Consider the following 15,149-nt stretch of genomic DNA (forward strand, 5'->3'; position numbering starts at 1 on the left):
AATCCCGGCGCTTGCAGTGCCGCATATCCGGGTACCCATCCGGGCCCTGTGAAACGTAACCCGCGCGCTACCCACGCTTCGCATTCGGTGCCGATATGCCGAAAAATCACCGTCATCGACCCTGCGGCTCTGCTGCTGGGGCTACGTCGAATACCGTACGTCGCAGAAGTGTGGTGCGGGTCGGGCGGCCGGCTTAATCGCGGTGATAATCGGTTGGTCGGCGATCACCGGCATCATCGGTTGGCCGGCGCTGGTGATGCCGTTCGCCGGGCCTCGCGTCGGCGAGCCGGGCAAGCCGGTGCGCCTGCCGATCCCATGGCGGGACGTTGGTGGGTACCGCCCGACCGGAAGAAGCATCGCGGCATGTCGGCGTGGGGAGCCTCGGAGTCTACGGGAGTTCGCCGCCGCCGAGCCCGCCGAAGCCACCGCCGCCACCGGCGCCGCCGCCGGTACCTGTGGCGATGGATCCCGGGCTACCGAGGCTGCCGGGGCCACCATCAAAGGGGTCGCTGAAGCCGCCCGTTCCGCCCTGGCCCCCGTGGCCACCGGTCGCACCGATGCCGTTTCCAACGGGCGGTGGGAGGGCGGTGCCGCCGGTGCCGCCGGAGCCACCCATCCCGCCCCGGCCACCTGGGCCGCTTACACCAATGCCTCCAGTGCCGCCCTTACCTCCGTCGCCACCCATCCCAGGGCCAGCGCCCAGAGCGCCGTTGCCGCCGGTGCCGCCGGTGCCCCCAGCGCCGCCTGTGCCGCCGGTGCTACCTTCGCCGCCCCCGCCGCCGTTCCCGCCAGTGGCGCCGACCCTGCCGACGAGTTCGCTGCCGCCCGTGCCGCCGTTGCCGCCGGTGCCGCCGGCGGGCCGGGCGCCGTCGGTGCCACCCGGGCCGCCGGAACCGCCAAGTCCTGCATCGCCTCCGCGGCCCCCGTCGCCGCCATTACCAGCCGGCATGAATTCGTTGGTGGCGGCGCCGTTGCCACCGTTGCCGCCCTTGCCGGGTGTACCGCCGTTTCCGCCGGCACCGCCGGCGCCAGTGAGGCCCTGGCCGCCGTTGCCGCCGTCGCCGCCGTTGCCGCCCTCTCCGCCGCTGCCGCCTCTGCCCTCGTTGACGGCGAGGATGCCGTTGGCACCAGTGCCGCCGTCGCCGCCAGTGCCGCCGATGCCACCGTTGCCGCCGTTGGCGCCGGTGCCGCCGTTGCCGCCGTTGCCGCCGTTACCGCCGGGGCCGCCGGGGCCGCCGAAGCCGCCGTTGCCACCGCTGGGAGCGCCGTGGCCGCCGTGACCGCCGTTGCCGCCGTCGTGCAGGATGCTGCCGGCCGGCCCCGCCTTGCCTGCGGTGGAGCCGGTGCCGCCGGGGCCGCCGGCACCGGCGGTGCCGGCGTTGCCGCCGTCGCCGCCTCGCCCGCCGCCGCCGCCGGCGAAGGCCCCTGCTCCCTGGCCGTTGCCGCCGTTGGCCCCGTCACCGGGAGCACCGCCGGCGCCGCCGGCCCCACCGGCACCGCCCGCGCCGTCGCTGACTACGCCTTGACCGCCGTTGCCGCCGGCCCCGCCGGCCCCGCCGGCGCCGCCGTGCCCGCCGGCACCGCCGGGCTGTCCGGGCGCACCCACGGCCACGCCGTTGGCACCGGCGGCGCCGTTGCCGCCGAATCCACCGAGGCCGCCGTTGCCGCCGGCGCCACCGTTACCGCCGTGCAGGCCGGCCCCGCCGGCCCCGCCGGCGCCACCCTTGCCGCCGGGGTTACCGTTTGGCCCGTTTTCACCAGGGTCGGTGGCGTTGGCACTCATGCCACCAAACGCGCCGTCGCCGCCGCGGCCGCCGTTGCCGCCCGTGCCGGCGCTGCCGCCGTTGCCGCCGTTGCCGCCAGTGCCGCCCGTGCCGCCGACCACCGGGGAGTTGCCGCCGTTGCCGCCGTCGCCGCCGTCGCCGCCGCTGGTTGGAGTGGCCCCGTCGGCGCCCTTGGCGCCTGGGGTAGAGCCAGCGCCACCGCTACCGCCCTGCCCGCCGGCGCCGGGATTGCCGCCGTTACCGCCGTTAGCGCCGTTACCATCGCCGAAGGCGAAGTTGCCGTTGGCGCCGTTGCCGCCGTCACCGGCGAGCCCGCCGGCCCCGCCGGCCCCGCCGGCCCCGCCGACACCCTGGATGCCGTTTTGGCCACCGATGCCCGCAGCACCGCCGGCCCCGCCTTGGCCGCCTTGGCCGCCTTGCGCGCCGGGCCCGCCGTGGCCACCGTCGCCGCCCTTGGCGCCCGGCGTGAAGGTGGCGTTGGCGCCGTGGGCGCCGTTGCCGCCGGCCCCACCGTCGGCGCCGTTGCCGCCGGCACCACCGGCCCCGCCGTCGCCCCCGAAGTCTCCGCCCCGGCCGCCGGCCCCGCCGGCCCCGCCAGCCCCGCCGGTCTGGCCGCTCGTGCCGGATTCGCCCGCGGTGGTGGGCGAGGAACCGGCGACACCAGCCATGCCGTCCCCGCCTTTGCCGCCGGCCCCGCCATTACCAACAAGCCCGCCGTTGCCGCCCTTGCCGCCGGCCCCGCCGGCCCCGCCGGCGACGGTGGCGTTCGCGCCGTCACCGCCGGTGCCGCCGTTGCCGCCGCTGGTCGGGGTGGCGCCGCGGGCACCGTCTGCACCCGCGGTGGATCCGGCGCCGCCGATCCCACCAGCACCACCGATGCCGCGGCTACCGCCGTTGCCGCCGTTGCCACCAACTCCATCGCCGCCGTTATCGAACGTGCCCTTGGCACCGTTGCCGCCATCACCGCCCATGCCGCCGGCGCCGCCGTTGCCGCCGGCCCCGCCGGCACCCATGCTGCCGTCCTGGTGGGTGGCTGCAAGCGCCTTACCGCCTTGCACACCGGCTCCACCGCCACCGCCGGCTCCACCGTTGCCGCCCTTGCCGCCGTCGGTGCCATCCGCGCCTGCCCCCAGGCCGTTAAGGCCGTTGGCGCCGGTGGCGCCGTTGCCGCCGTTGCCGCCCTTACCGCCGGCGCCGCCAGCACCGCCGTCGCCTGCTTGGGCTCCGCCGTCGCCGCCCTTACCGCCAGCGCCGCCAGCTCCGCCGCCACCGCCGTTAGGGTCGCCGCCAGAAGGCGGGGCACCGGGGGCGCCGTTGCCGCCGGCACCTCCGACGCCGCCGTTGCCGACCAGCCCGCCGGCCCCGCCGGCCCCGCCGTTACCGCCGGCTTTGCCGCCCGATGAGAAGTGGGCGCCGTTGCCGCCGGCCCCGCCGTTGCCGCCGCTGGTGGGGCTGGCCCCGGCCGCGCCGTGGGCACCGATCGTGGAGCCGGCTCCGCCGGTGCCTCCGGCCCCGCCGGCGCCGGGGTCACCGCCATGGCCGCCGGCCCCGCCGGCACCTGCGTTGAAGGCCTGGTTGCCGGGGCCGCCGGCCCCGCCGTCACCGCCAACACCGCCGGCCCCGCCGGTCCCGCCGGCCCCGCCGGCGCCTTGGCCGCCCAGCAGGCTGATCAGGCCGCCGGCCCCGCCGGGGCCGCCAGCCCCGCCAGCCCCGCCCATCCCGCCGTTACCACCATCACCGCCGTTATCCCCAGCGACAATCAAGGCACGAGAAAATCCGGCCCCGCCGGCCCCGCCGGTCCCGCCAACCCCACCGGCCCCGCCGGCCCCACCGGCGCCGGCCAGCCAGCCGCCCCGCCCTCCGGTGCCGCCATCGCCGGCGTCGCCGCCGACCCCACCGGACGTACCGTGCGGGGACAAGTCCTCACCGGCTGCGCCGGCCACACCCTCCGCGCCGTGTCCGCCGGCACCACCGTGCCCGCCCACGCCCAACAGCCCGGCCGCACCCCCGACACCGCCGTGTCCACCCACACCACCGATCGGGCCGGGCCCGCCGGCACCTCCGTGCCCGCCGGCCCCGTAGAGGGTCCCGCCCAGGCCACCGGCACCACCGGTACCGCCGACCCCGCCGGGCCCGCCGGGCCCGCCGGGCCCGCCGGTTCCGCCGGTCCCGAACAACCCGGCGTTGCCGCCGGCCCCGCCGGTTGCCCCGCCCAGCAGGCCCTGCCCGCCGGCCCCGCCGACCCCACCATTGCCCAGCAGCCAGCCGCCGCTACCCCCGGCCCCACCGGCGGCGCCGGCCCCACCGGCCCCACCGGCCCCGCCGATGCCGAACAACCCGGCGGCCCCGCCGGCCCCGCCGACCTGGCCGGGCGCGCCCGAGCCGCCGGCCCCACCGTTGCCCCACAAGATCCCGCCGGCCCCGCCGGCCTGCCCGGTGCCGGGTGCTCCAGCGGCCCCATCACCGATCAACGGGCGACCCAGCAACGCCTGGGTGGGCGCATTGAGGGCATTGAGCACGTTGTGCTCCAGCGTCGCCAACGGTGCGGCGTTGGTCGCCTCCGCGCTGACATACGACCCGACCGCGGCGCTTAACGTCTGCACAAATCGGTCATGAAACGCCGCCACCTGCGTGCTGATCGCCTGATACTCCCGAGCATAGCTACCAAACAGCAACGCGATCGCCGCCGACACCTCATCGGCGCCCGCGGCCAGCACGCTGGTGGTCGACCCCGCCGCCGCCGCATTGGCCGCGCCGAACCCCGACCCGATGCGCGCCACATCCGAGGCCGCGGCCGCCACCGACTCCGGAGTCACGATCACCAACGACATCACAGACCTCCCGCCACGCCCCTGCCCCTTCGGCAGGTCACACTCCTGCCAGATAAGGGTCGCGCCGCGACCCTGTCCGATTCCAGGTCAAAATCCCCATAACCAGCACGAATCTGCCGTGCACAGTGCACATTCGCCCTACTATCGGCTCGTGGCATTGCGGCTAGCAACGGTTGGTCTTCGGGCCCAATCCTTAGGGCGTCACACTGATCAATCCCAGATAGCGATTTTCATCGGGCTGGTGTGAAAATTGTCCTGACCGCGGTTCGGGCTGGCGAGCGGTGCCGATATGCCGGCGAAGTCGTGTGAATCGACCCTGCGGCTCTGCTGCCACAGTTACCCGGTCTACCATCGTGCGTAGTAGAAGCTGCGCGCGGCTGCGATTCCCGAGGAGTTAGTGCGTGAACGTTCGCGGGCGCGTCGCGCCGCGCCGAGTGACTGGTAGGGCAATGAGCACCCTGCTGGCCTACCTGGCGTTAACCAAGCCGCGAGTCATCGAGCTGCTGTTGGTCACCGCGATACCGGCGATGCTGCTGGCCGACCGCGGCGCCATTCATCCGCTGCTCATGCTCAACACGCTCGTCGGCGGGATGATGGCCGCCGCCGGCGCCAACACGCTCAACTGCGTCGCCGACGCCGATATCGACAAGGTGATGAAGCGAACCGCGCGCCGGCCCTTGGCGCGGGAAGCGGTGCCGACCCGAAACGCGTTGGCACTCGGGTTGACGTTGACGGTGATCTCGTTCTTCTGGCTATGGTGCGCCACGAACCTGCTGGCGGGGGTGCTGGCCCTGGTCACCGTCGCGTTCTATGTGTTCGTCTACACGCTTTGGCTCAAGCGACGCACGTCGCAGAACGTGGTGTGGGGTGGGGCGGCCGGCTGCATGCCGGTGATGATCGGCTGGTCGGCCATCACCGGCACCATCGCCTGGCCAGCGCTGGCGATGTTCGCGATCATCTTCTTCTGGACGCCGCCGCACACCTGGGCATTGGCGATGCGCTACAAGCAGGACTACCAAGTGGCCGGGGTGCCGATGCTGCCGGCGGTGGCGACCGAGCGTCAGGTCACCAAGCAGATCTTGATCTACACCTGGCTGACCGTGGCCGCGACGCTGGTGCTGGCGTTGGCGACCAGTTGGCTTTACGGCGCGGTGGCCCTGGTGGCCGGTGGGTGGTTCCTGACGATGGCCCACCAGTTGTATGCCGGGGTGCGCGCCGGCGAGCCGGTCAGGCCGCTGCGGCTGTTTCTGCAGTCGAACAACTATCTGGCGGTGGTGTTCTGCGCACTGGCCGTCGACTCGGTGATCGCGCTGCCCACGCTGCACTGATTGGGGGCCCAGTTCCGCTGCGGTGCCGGCCCTGCTCGGCCAACGTAGTCAGATGGTTGGATCGCCACCGGCGCCACCGGCGCCGCCCGCGCCACCAGCACCGCCGCTGCCATCTGGGTCCGTCGAGTCGCCGAGGACGCCGGCGCCGCCATTGTCGCCAAATGCCGTGACACCTAGCAGGGTGCCGGCGCCGCCCTTGCCGCCGGCCCCGCCGGCGCCGCCCAATCCACCGAAGCCCCTCCCTTCGGTGGGGTCGCTGCCGCCGTCGCCGCCGTCACCGCCCTTGCCGCCGGCCCCGCCGTCGCCGCCGGCTCCGGCGGTGCCGTCGCCGCCCTGGCCGCCGGCCCCGCCGTTTCCGCCGCCGCCGCCTTGGCCGATGATGTTTTCCCCGCCCTTGCCGCCAGCCCCAGCGTTCCCGCCGGCTCCGCCACTGGCGCCGGTGCCGCCCTTTCCGCCGTTGCCTCCGTTTCCGCCGGCCGCGGCACCTTCGCTTAGTTGGCCGGCGTTCCCACCTGCACCGCCGCTGCCGCCGAGCCCGCCCCGGCCGCCGGCTACGGTGCCGCCGTTGCCGCCGTTGCCGCCGGTGCCGCCCACAGCGTCCGTGTTCTCCACGCTGGCATTTCCGCCGCCGCCGACGCCGTCGTTGCCGCCGTTGCCGCCGGTGGTGGCACCATGCCCGCCGTCCCCGCCGGATCCGCCGTTGCCGCCGGACGAGCCGTCACCGCTACCGTCGGGGCTAGAACCGGCATTGCCACCGAACCCGCCGTTGCCACCAGCGCCGGTGGCGCCGTTGCCGCCGGCACCGCCCGATCCACCGGTTCCGCCAGCGCCGCTGCTGGCGTTGAAGATGCCGGTGCCGCCGTTACGGCCGGCACCGCCGGATCCGCCGTTGCCGCCGTTGACACTGCCGTCACCGCCGTCACCGCCATCGCCACCGCTGCCGCCGAAGCCACCGTGCGATATCAGAGCATCGGCCGCGCCGCCGTTGCCGCCGATCCCGCCGATGCCACCGTCGCCACCGTCACCGGCGAGGCCCTGGCCACCAGCGCCGCCGTTGCCGCCGTTGCCGCCGTTGCCGGCGTCTTGTGAAATTTCGGTGGCACCGGATCCGGCGCCACCGATCCCGCCGAAGCCGCCGTTGCCGCCGTTGGCGCCGGCTCCGCCGTTACCACCGTCACCGCCCCGGCCGCCGGGGCCGCCGCCGCTATCGGCGCCGTTGCCGCCGTTGCCACCCTTGCCGCCGTCGTGCAGGATGCCGCCGGCCTGGCCCGCCTTGCCTGCGGTGGAGCCGGTGCCGCCGGCCCCGCCGGCACCGGAAATGCCGGCGTCACCGCCGTCGCCGCCTCGCCCGCCACCACCGCCGGCGAAGGCCCCGGCTCCCTGGCCGTTGCCGCCCTTGCCGCCGTCACCGCCGGCACCCCCGGCCGCACCCGCCCCTCCGTCACCGCCTTCGCCGGCGCTGACTGCGCCCTGACCCGGGGCGCCGCCGGCACCGCCGGCGCCGCCGGCACCGCCGTGCCCGCCGGCACCGCCGGCGCCGCCGGCACCGCCGTGCCCGCCGGCGCCGCCGGCCTGTCCGGGCGCTCCCAGGGCGACGCCGTTGGCGCCGGCTGCGCCTTTGCCGCCGTTGCCGCCCACCGCGCCGTTGCCGCCGTTCCCGCCGTTGCCGCCGGCACCGCCGTTGCCGCCGCTGGTGGGGGTGGCGCCGATGGCGCCCTGAGCGCCGGTGATGGAGCCGGCTCCGCCGGCGCCGCCGGCCCCGCCGGTGCCGGGGTTGCCGCCGTTGCCGCCGTGACCGCCGGCACCACCGTTGACGGCCTGGTTGCCGTTGGCGCCGGCTCCGCCGTCACCGCCAATGCCGCCGGTGCCTCCGGCCCCGCCGGCCCCGCCGGCGCCTTGGCCGCCCAGCAGGCTGATCAGGCCGCCGGCCCCGCCGACCCCGCCGACCCCACCGGCACCACCCGCACCGCCGCTACCACCGGCACCGCCGGCCTGTCCGGTGGCAATCACCAGAGAATGGCCGCCCCCGCCGGCCCCACCGGCCCCGCCGATACCGCCGTCCCCGCCGGCCCCGCCGGCACCGGCCAGCCAGCCACCCCGGCCCCCGGCCCCGCCATCGCCGGCGGCGCCGCCGGCCCCGCCGTTGCTACCGTCTGGGAAGATACCGCCCTTACCGGCGGCGCCGGCGATACCCTCGGCGCCGGCCCCGCCGGCACCACCGTGCCCGCCCACGCCCAACAGCCCGGCCGCACCCCCGACACCGCCGTGGCCACCCACACCACCGATCGGGCCGGGCCCGCCGACACCCCCGTGCCCGCCGGCCCCGTAGAGGGTCCCGCCCAGGCCACCGGCACCGCCGACACCGCCGGGCCCGCCGGCCCCGCCGGGCCCGCCGGTTCCGCCGACCCCGAACAGTCCGGCGTTGCCGCCGGCCCCGCCGGTTGCCCCGCCCAGCAGGCCCTGCCCGCCGGCCCCGCCGACCCCACCATTGCCCAGCAGCCAGCCGCCGCTACCCCCGACCCCACCGGCGGCGCCGGCCCCACCGGCCCCGCCGGCCCCGCCGGTGCCGAACAACCCGGCGGCCCCGCCGGCCCCGCCGACCTGGCCGGGCGCGCCCGAGCCGCCGGCCCCGCCGTTGCCCCACAAGATCCCGCCGGCCCCGCCGGCCTGCCCGGTGCCGGGTGCTCCAGCCGCCCCATCACCGATCAACGGGCGACCCAGCAACGCCTGGGTGGGCGCATTGAGGGCATTGAGCACGTTGTGCTCCAGCGTCGCCAACGGTGCGGCGTTGGTCGCCTCCGCGCTGACATACGACCCGACCGCGGCGCTTAACGTCTGCACAAATCGGTCATGAAACGCCGCCACCTGCGTGCTGATCGCCTGATACTCCCGAGCATGGCTGCCAAACAGCGTCGCGATCGCCGCCGACACCTCATCGGCGCCCGCGGCCAGCACGCTGGTGGTCGACCCCGCCGCCGTGCTGTTGGCCGCACCGAACCCCGACCCGATGCGCGCCACATCCGAGGCCGCCGCGGCCACCAGCTCCGGGGTTACGATCACCAACGACATCACAGTCCACCCGCCACGCCCTGCCCCTTCGGCAGGTCACACTCCTGCCAGATAAGGGTCGCGCCCCCACCTTGTCCGATTCCAGGTCAAAATCCCCATAACCAGCACGAATCTGCCGTGCACAGTGCACATTTGCCCTACTATCGGCTCGTGGCATTGCGGGAAACCTCACCGCGAATACATGAGCTGATCCGCGAGGCAGCGCGAATCGCCCTCAACCCGACCCAGGAATGGCTCGACGAATTCGACCGTGCCATTCTGGCCGCCAACCCATCCATCGCTGCCGACCCCGCCCTGGCCACCGTTGTCAAGCGTTCCAATCGGGCGCATCTCATCCATTTCGCGGCCGCCAACCTGCGCAATCCCGGCGCCCCGGTGCCCGCGAACCTTGGTCCCGAGCCGCTGCGCATGGCCCGTGATCTCGTGCGCGTCGGTTTAGATGCCTTGGCCCTCGACATCTACCGCATCGGACAAAACGTGGCCTGGCGACGCTGGACGGACATCGCGTTCGGACTGACCTCCAACCCCGACGAGTTGCACGAATTACTGGATGTGCCATTTCGGACAGCCAACGAGTTCGTCGACACCACCCTTGCGGGCATCACCACCGAGATGCAATTGGAACGCGACAAGCTCACCCGCGACGTTCCTGCCGAACGCCGCAAAATCGTCCAGCTGCTCATCGACGGTGCCCCCATCAGCCGTGAGCACGCCGAAGCGCGATTGGGCTACCCTCTCGACCGATCCCACACCGCCGCCGTCATCTGGGGTGACCAGGCCCAGGGCGACCACAGCCACCTGGACCGAGTCGCCGACGCGTTCGGCCATGCCGGCGGATGCCCGCACCCGCTGGTCGTGGTAGCCGGCGCCGCGACTCGCTGGGTGTGGGTAAAAGACGCCCCCGGGTTTGACATCGACCTGATTCACGAGGTGCTCCATGACATACCCGACGCGCGTATCGCCATCGGGGCCACCGCGCCGGGAATCGAGGGGTTCCGGCGCAGCCACCGAGACGCACTCACCACCGCTCGGATGATTATCCGGCTGGAATCACCGCACCGAGTCGCCTTTTTCACCGACGTCGAGATGGTCGCGTTGCTCACCGAAAACGCCGAGGGTGCCGACGACTTCATCCAACGCACCCTCGGAAACCTCGAGTCGGCCAGCCCGGCTCTGAAAACGACGCTGTTGACCTTCATCAACCAGCAGTGCAACGCTTCTCGGGCTGCGAGACTTCTCTTCACCCACCGCAACACCTTGATGAACCGACTCGAGACCGCGCAACGACTTCTGCCCCGCCCTCTCGCCGACACCACCATTCACGTCGCCGTCGCACTCGAAGCCCAGCAGTGGCGGGAGAAGCAAACCAGCGATCCTCCGGCAAAGAAAGAGTCGAATGGCACCAAGATGCGCTAGCAAGACAGCGCAGCACAGACCGCTACGCTACGGCAGCAGCACGACCGAGCCGACCGTCTTGCGAGCCTCCAGGTCCTGATGGGCGCGCAAGGCGTCGGCCAGCGGGTAACGTCCGCCGACCGCCACGGTGATCGCTTCGCTGCCGATCGCGTCGAACAGCTCAGCGGCCCGCCAGCTGAACTCCTCGCCGGTGCGGGTGAAGTGGAACAGCGAGGGACGGGTGAGGTACACCGATCCGGCGGCATTGAGGCGCTGCGGATCGACCGGTGGAACCGGACCGCTGGCGGCGCCGAACAGTGCTAATGTCCCGCGGACAGCCAGGCTGGCTAGGCTGGCGTCGAAGGTGGTGGCGCCGACACCGTCGTAAACGGCTTGCACACCGGTGCCGCCGGTCAGTTCGCGAACCCGCCCGGCGAACTGCCAGGCATCCTCCGGGTAGTCGAGAACCACGTCCGCGCCGGCATCCTTGGACAGCTTGGCCTTCTCCGCCGTCGAAACGGTGGTGATCACCCGCACCCCCAGGTGAGTGGCCCATTGTGTCAGGATCAAGCCGACGCCGCCGGCGCCAGCATGCACCAAGACGGTGTCACCACGCTTCACCGGGTACACCGACTTCAGTAGGTAATGCGCCGTCAGGCCCTTCAGCAGCGCCGAAGCCGCTACCTCAGACGTGACGTCGTCGGGGACCTTGGCGGTCAGAGATGCTGGCGCTGTGCAGAATTCGGCGTAGGCGCCGTTGGCTGAGGCGCTGACCACGCGGTCGCCGACGCTGATGGCGGTGTCGGCTGCGGTAACTCCTGGGCCGACGGCCTCCACCGTGCCGCATACCTCGGAGCCGATGACGAACGGGAGTTCGCGCGGATATTGCCCGGAGCGGAAGTAGGTGTCGATGAAGTTGACACCGATGGCCTCGGCCTTGATCAGGAGCTCGCCGTGGCCGGGTTGAGGTTGCGGCTGGTCGACGTGGCGTAAGACGCCTGGCCCGCCGGTTTCGGTGACTTCGATTGCGTGCATGTGGCTATCATGCCCGGGCATGAAGCTTGCCCGGCCGGACGTCTTCCATCCGCGCGTCGTTTTGGCGGGTTGGCCACAGCAGCCCGCCGGTGACGGCGACGATGCTGGGCTGGTTGCGGCCCTGCGCCACCGCGGCTTGCATGCTGGTTGGCTGTCTTGGGACGATCCCGAAATCGTCCACGCGGATCTGGTGATTTTGCGGGCTACCCGCGATTACCCCGCGCGGCTCGACGAGTTTTTGGCCTGGACTACCCGCGTGGCCAATCTGCTGAACTCGCGGCCGGTGGTGGCCTGGAATGTCGAGCGCCGTTACCTACGTGACCTGATGGATCGGGGGGTGCCGACCGTGCCCGGCGAGGTGTATGTGCCGGGAGAGCCGGTCCGGTTGCCACGCAAAGGCCAGGTCTTCGTCGGTCCGACCATCGGTACCGGGACACGGCGCTGTAGTGCCCGGTTCGCTGCCGAGTTCGTCGCGCAACTGCACGCGGCCGGCCAGGCGGTGCTCGTTCAGCCCGGAGGTTCCGGTGACGAGACCGTGTTGGTCTTCCTTGGCGGTGAGCCGTCGCATGCGTTTACCAAGCAGGCCGACACTTGGCGCCAGACCGAGCCCGACTTCGAAATCTGGGACGTGGGTGCGGCCGCCTTGGCCGGCGCGGCCGCGCAGGTGGGTGTTGACCCAGGTGAGCTGCTCTACGCGCGGGCCCACATCACAGGTGGAAGCCGAGATCCCCGGTTGCTGGAATTGCAATTGGTGGACCCGTCGCTGGGCTGGCAGTGGCTGGACCCAGACATCCGCAATCTTGCCCAGCGTGACTTCGCGCTATGCGTCCAGTCAGCGTTGGAGCGGCTGGGGCTGGGCCCGTTCTCCCATCGACGCCCATAGCGCGGCGGTGGCCGCCGTAACCGCCGCGGCACCGGCCACGTGAATGGCGACCAGGGCGGCGGGTACCCCGGTGAAGTATTGCGTGGTACCGACGGCGGCTTGCGTGGCAACCAGGGCGAGCAGCACGGCGAGTCGCACCAGAATCGCCCGGGTGGCACCCACGGCCAGCAGCCCGAAACCCAACCCGATCAGCAGCGCAAGGTAGGCAACCAACAGTGACGAATGCATATGCACCAAGGTGGTGATTTCGACTTTCAGCCGCGGCACGGTCCGGCTGGGGCTGCGATCTCCCGCGTGCGGGCCTGCCGCCGTGACTAGCGTGCCCGTCACCAGCACCGCGGCCAGGTTCAGCGCGCTGAGCGCCGTGAGCGCACGCAACGGGCTGACCACCAGTTCGTGGACGACTCCGTCATCGGGCTGGCCGATCTTGACGTAGAGCAGCACCGCCAGCCACACCATCGTCATCGACGCCAGCAGGTGGATGGCCACCGTCCACCACAGCAGCCCGGTGCGTACGGTGATGCCACCGATCATCGCCTGCACCACCGTCGACACCGGCATCAGCCACGCGTAGGCCAGGACTTCCGTGCGCCGGCGCGCCCGGGTGACGACCAGCACGGCCAGTGCCGCGGCTATCACCACCGCAAACGTGACCATCCGGTTGCCGAACTCGACCGCCTGATGGACCCGCGGCACCTCGGCGACCAGCACCGGGGTGAAGCTACCCGGAAAACACTGCGGCCAGGTCGGACACCCCAGGCCTGAGGCGGTAACCCGGACGATTGCCCCGGTGACGGCGATGCCGCCCTGGGTGAGGATGACGATTGCGGCGATGACCCGCTGGACACGCAGGCTGGGAGACACCGCCCGATCGTAAGGCACCAAAAACTACACGCTGTAGTACGGGCGGACCGGTGTCGAAACTGCAACCACGCACCGATGCGTCGGCGTGTCTTGTGCGTGGTTGCAGTGTCGCGAAGCCGGGCGGCCGGTTCAGGTGAACCGGAACCAGCGCAGTGCGGCCAGTGCGGCCAGCGCGCCCCACACCGCTAGGACGACGATCCCGAACCAGTCCACCGACACGGTCATGGCCTGCGACAGCGCCTCGGTGAGCGCGCCCGACGGGGTAATCCGAGCCACCCATTTGAACGCCGTCGGGATCACGTTCGACTCCAAGGTCAGCGCACCGAAACCGGCGAATACGAACCACATCAGGTTGGCGACGGCGAGAACGATCTCGGCTCGCAAGGTGCCGCCGAGTAGCAGGCCGAGCGCCGCAAAGCCCGCGGTACCCAGCGCGATGATCCCGGCGCCCAATGTCAGGGCCGCCAGCGCCGGCCGCCAGCCGAGCGCAAAGCCGATGGCGCCCAAGATGATGGCCTGCAAGAACACCACGGCAACCACTGCCAGCGACTTGCCGGCGATGATCCCCCAAACCGGCAGCGGGGTAGCACCGAGTCGTTTGAGGGCGCCGTAGCGGCGATCGAACGCGACCGCGATGGCTTGCCCGGTGAATGCGGTGGAGATCACCGCGAGCGCCATGATGACCGGAACAAAGGTGGCGGCGCGGTTGTGGCCGAACGAGCCCATCGGCAGCAAAGTCAGCCCGACCAGCAGGGTGATCGGGATGAACATGGTCAACAGCAGTTGCTCGCCGTTGCGTAACAGCAGCTTCAATTCCAGGCTGAACTGTGCGGCAAGCATCAGGGGGACGGCGTTGGGGCGGGGGTCCGGGCTGAAGGTGCCCGCGGGAAAAGCGGGGCGATTGGTTTGGGTCACTGCCGCAACTTCCTGCCGGTGAGATCCAGGAACACGTCTTCGAGGCTGCGTTGCTCGACCCGCATGTCGGTGGCTAGCACGTCGATTTGTGCGCACCACGCGGTGACCGTCGCCAGCACCTGCGGGTCAACCGGACCTTCGACCAGGTACTCGCCCGGGGTCAGCTCGGTGGCCTGGTAGCCCTCGGGCAGTGCCGAGGCCAGCAGCGACAGGTCGAGCCGCGGCGGCGCGGTGAACCGCAACTGGTCTTTGGCGCCGCTGCGCATCAGTTCTGCCGGTGTGCCTGCGGCCACCGTCACCCCGTGGTCGATGATCACCAACCGATCGGCGAGTTCCTCGGCCTCCTTGAGATGATGCGTGGTCAGCACCACGGTCACGCCATCGCGGCGCAGCGCGTCGATCAACTCCCACACCAGTACCCGGGCATGGGCATCCATGCCCGCGGTGGGCTCGTCGAGGAACACCAGTTGGGGACGCCCGACCAGCGCGCAGGCCAGCGCGAGTCGTTGCTGCTGCCCGCCGGAGAGCCGTCGATAGGTGGTGCGGGCGGCCTCGGTGAGACCCAAGGTGTCCAGTAGCCAGTGCGGGTCCAGCGGGTTGGCGGCGTAGGACGCGACCAGATCCAGCATTTCGCCGGCGCGTGCCGCCGGGTAGCCGCCGCCACCCTGCAACATCACGCCGATGCGTGCGCGCAGGCGTGCGTTGTCGGTGATCGGGTCCAGTCCAAGTACCTCAATGCTGCCGGCGTCCGGGCGGACGAAGCCCTCGCACATCTCGACGGTCGTGGTCTTGCCCGCGCCGTTGGGGCCCAGCAGCGCCATCACTTCGGCGTCATGCACGTCGAGATCGAGGTTGGAAACGGCGGTTATTGACCCGTATCGCTTACATACCCCGCGAAGCCGCAGTACCACCTCGGGGGTGTCTGGGGCGCGGTTCACGAGCGCCGCTCCTCCTCATCGCTTCGCTCTGCATCGTCGTCGGCGCGGTTCACGAGCGCCGCTCCTCCTCATCGCTTCGCTCTGCATCGTCGTCGGCGCGGTTCACG

Annotated in this window: 9 protein-coding genes; 3 read left to right on the forward strand and 6 right to left on the reverse strand. The window is 72.2% G+C overall.

The genetic code is table 11. The features are described 5' to 3' along the window. Positions 1-388 precede the first annotated feature (388 nt). On the reverse strand, positions 389-4,615 hold the full coding sequence (locus tag MCAN_RS07725) for a PE family protein (protein ID WP_014000776.1): 4,227 nt from the start codon (positions 4,613-4,615) through the stop codon (positions 389-391). A gap of 401 nt (positions 4,616-5,016) precedes the next feature. Between MCAN_RS07725 and MCAN_RS07730 the strand changes: the two genes are divergently transcribed. Beyond that, the gene (locus MCAN_RS07730) at positions 5,017-5,943 is read left to right on the forward strand and encodes a heme o synthase (protein WP_003898882.1); all 927 of its coding nucleotides are present in this window, start codon (positions 5,017-5,019) and stop codon (positions 5,941-5,943) included. A gap of 48 nt (positions 5,944-5,991) precedes the next feature. Here MCAN_RS07730 and MCAN_RS07735 read toward each other — a convergent pair whose 3' ends face one another. Continuing rightward, positions 5,992-9,012, reverse strand: coding sequence for a PE family protein (locus tag MCAN_RS07735; protein WP_014000777.1), 3,021 nt, complete (start codon positions 9,010-9,012; stop codon positions 5,992-5,994). Positions 9,013-9,162: 150 nt separating this feature from the next. On the opposite strand from MCAN_RS07735, the gene MCAN_RS07740 reads away from it, so the two are divergent. After that, entirely contained in the window at positions 9,163-10,428 is a 1,266-nt protein-coding gene (locus tag MCAN_RS07740) for an Rv1453 family transcriptional regulator (protein ID WP_014000778.1), read from the forward strand. Between the two features lie 27 nt (positions 10,429-10,455). Here MCAN_RS07740 and MCAN_RS07745 read toward each other — a convergent pair whose 3' ends face one another. Further along, the gene (locus MCAN_RS07745) at positions 10,456-11,442 is read right to left on the reverse strand and encodes a quinone oxidoreductase family protein (protein ID WP_003407462.1); all 987 of its coding nucleotides are present in this window, start codon (positions 11,440-11,442) and stop codon (positions 10,456-10,458) included. Positions 11,443-11,461: 19 nt separating this feature from the next. Between MCAN_RS07745 and MCAN_RS07750 the strand changes: the two genes are divergently transcribed. Beyond that, the gene (locus MCAN_RS07750) at positions 11,462-12,325 is read left to right on the forward strand and encodes an ATP-grasp domain-containing protein (RefSeq protein WP_014000779.1); all 864 of its coding nucleotides are present in this window, start codon (positions 11,462-11,464) and stop codon (positions 12,323-12,325) included. On the opposite strand, the gene MCAN_RS07755 is transcribed toward MCAN_RS07750, so the two are convergent. The 3 genes from MCAN_RS07755 to MCAN_RS07765 form a co-directional block, all read right to left on the reverse strand. Next, positions 12,275-13,207 carry a COX15/CtaA family protein gene (locus tag MCAN_RS07755; RefSeq protein ID WP_014000780.1) on the reverse strand — a complete coding sequence of 311 codons (933 nt, stop codon included), beginning with the start codon at positions 13,205-13,207 and terminating at the stop codon, positions 12,275-12,277. The two genes, MCAN_RS07750 and MCAN_RS07755, sit on opposite strands and share 51 nt — an antisense overlap. A 111-nt stretch (positions 13,208-13,318) precedes the next feature. Next, a complete protein-coding gene (locus tag MCAN_RS07760; RefSeq protein ID WP_014000781.1) occupies positions 13,319-14,104 on the reverse strand; it encodes an ABC transporter permease in 786 nt (261 codons plus the stop codon). After that, positions 14,101-15,042, reverse strand: a complete 942-nt coding sequence (locus MCAN_RS07765) for an ABC transporter ATP-binding protein (RefSeq protein WP_003407477.1) — start codon at positions 15,040-15,042, stop codon at positions 14,101-14,103. The genes MCAN_RS07760 and MCAN_RS07765 overlap by 4 nt, the downstream gene beginning before the upstream one ends. Between the last annotated feature and the right edge of the window lie 107 nt (positions 15,043-15,149).

The organism is Mycobacterium canetti CIPT 140010059, assembly GCF_000253375.1.
Taxonomy (GTDB): domain Bacteria; phylum Actinomycetota; class Actinomycetes; order Mycobacteriales; family Mycobacteriaceae; genus Mycobacterium; species Mycobacterium tuberculosis.

Excerpts from the sequence above, each read along its gene's own strand:
- MCAN_RS07725 (WP_014000776.1), bottom strand. The coding sequence starts at position 4,615 with ATGTCGTTGGTGATCGTGACTCCGGAGTCGGTGGCGGCCGCGGCCTCG.
- MCAN_RS07735 (WP_014000777.1), bottom strand. The coding sequence starts at position 9,012 with ATGTCGTTGGTGATCGTAACCCCGGAGCTGGTGGCCGCGGCGGCCTCG.
- MCAN_RS07745 (WP_003407462.1), bottom strand. The coding sequence starts at position 11,442 with ATGCACGCAATCGAAGTCACCGAAACCGGCGGGCCAGGCGTCTTACGC.
- MCAN_RS07750 (WP_014000779.1), top strand. The coding sequence starts at position 11,462 with ATGAAGCTTGCCCGGCCGGACGTCTTCCATCCGCGCGTCGTTTTGGCG.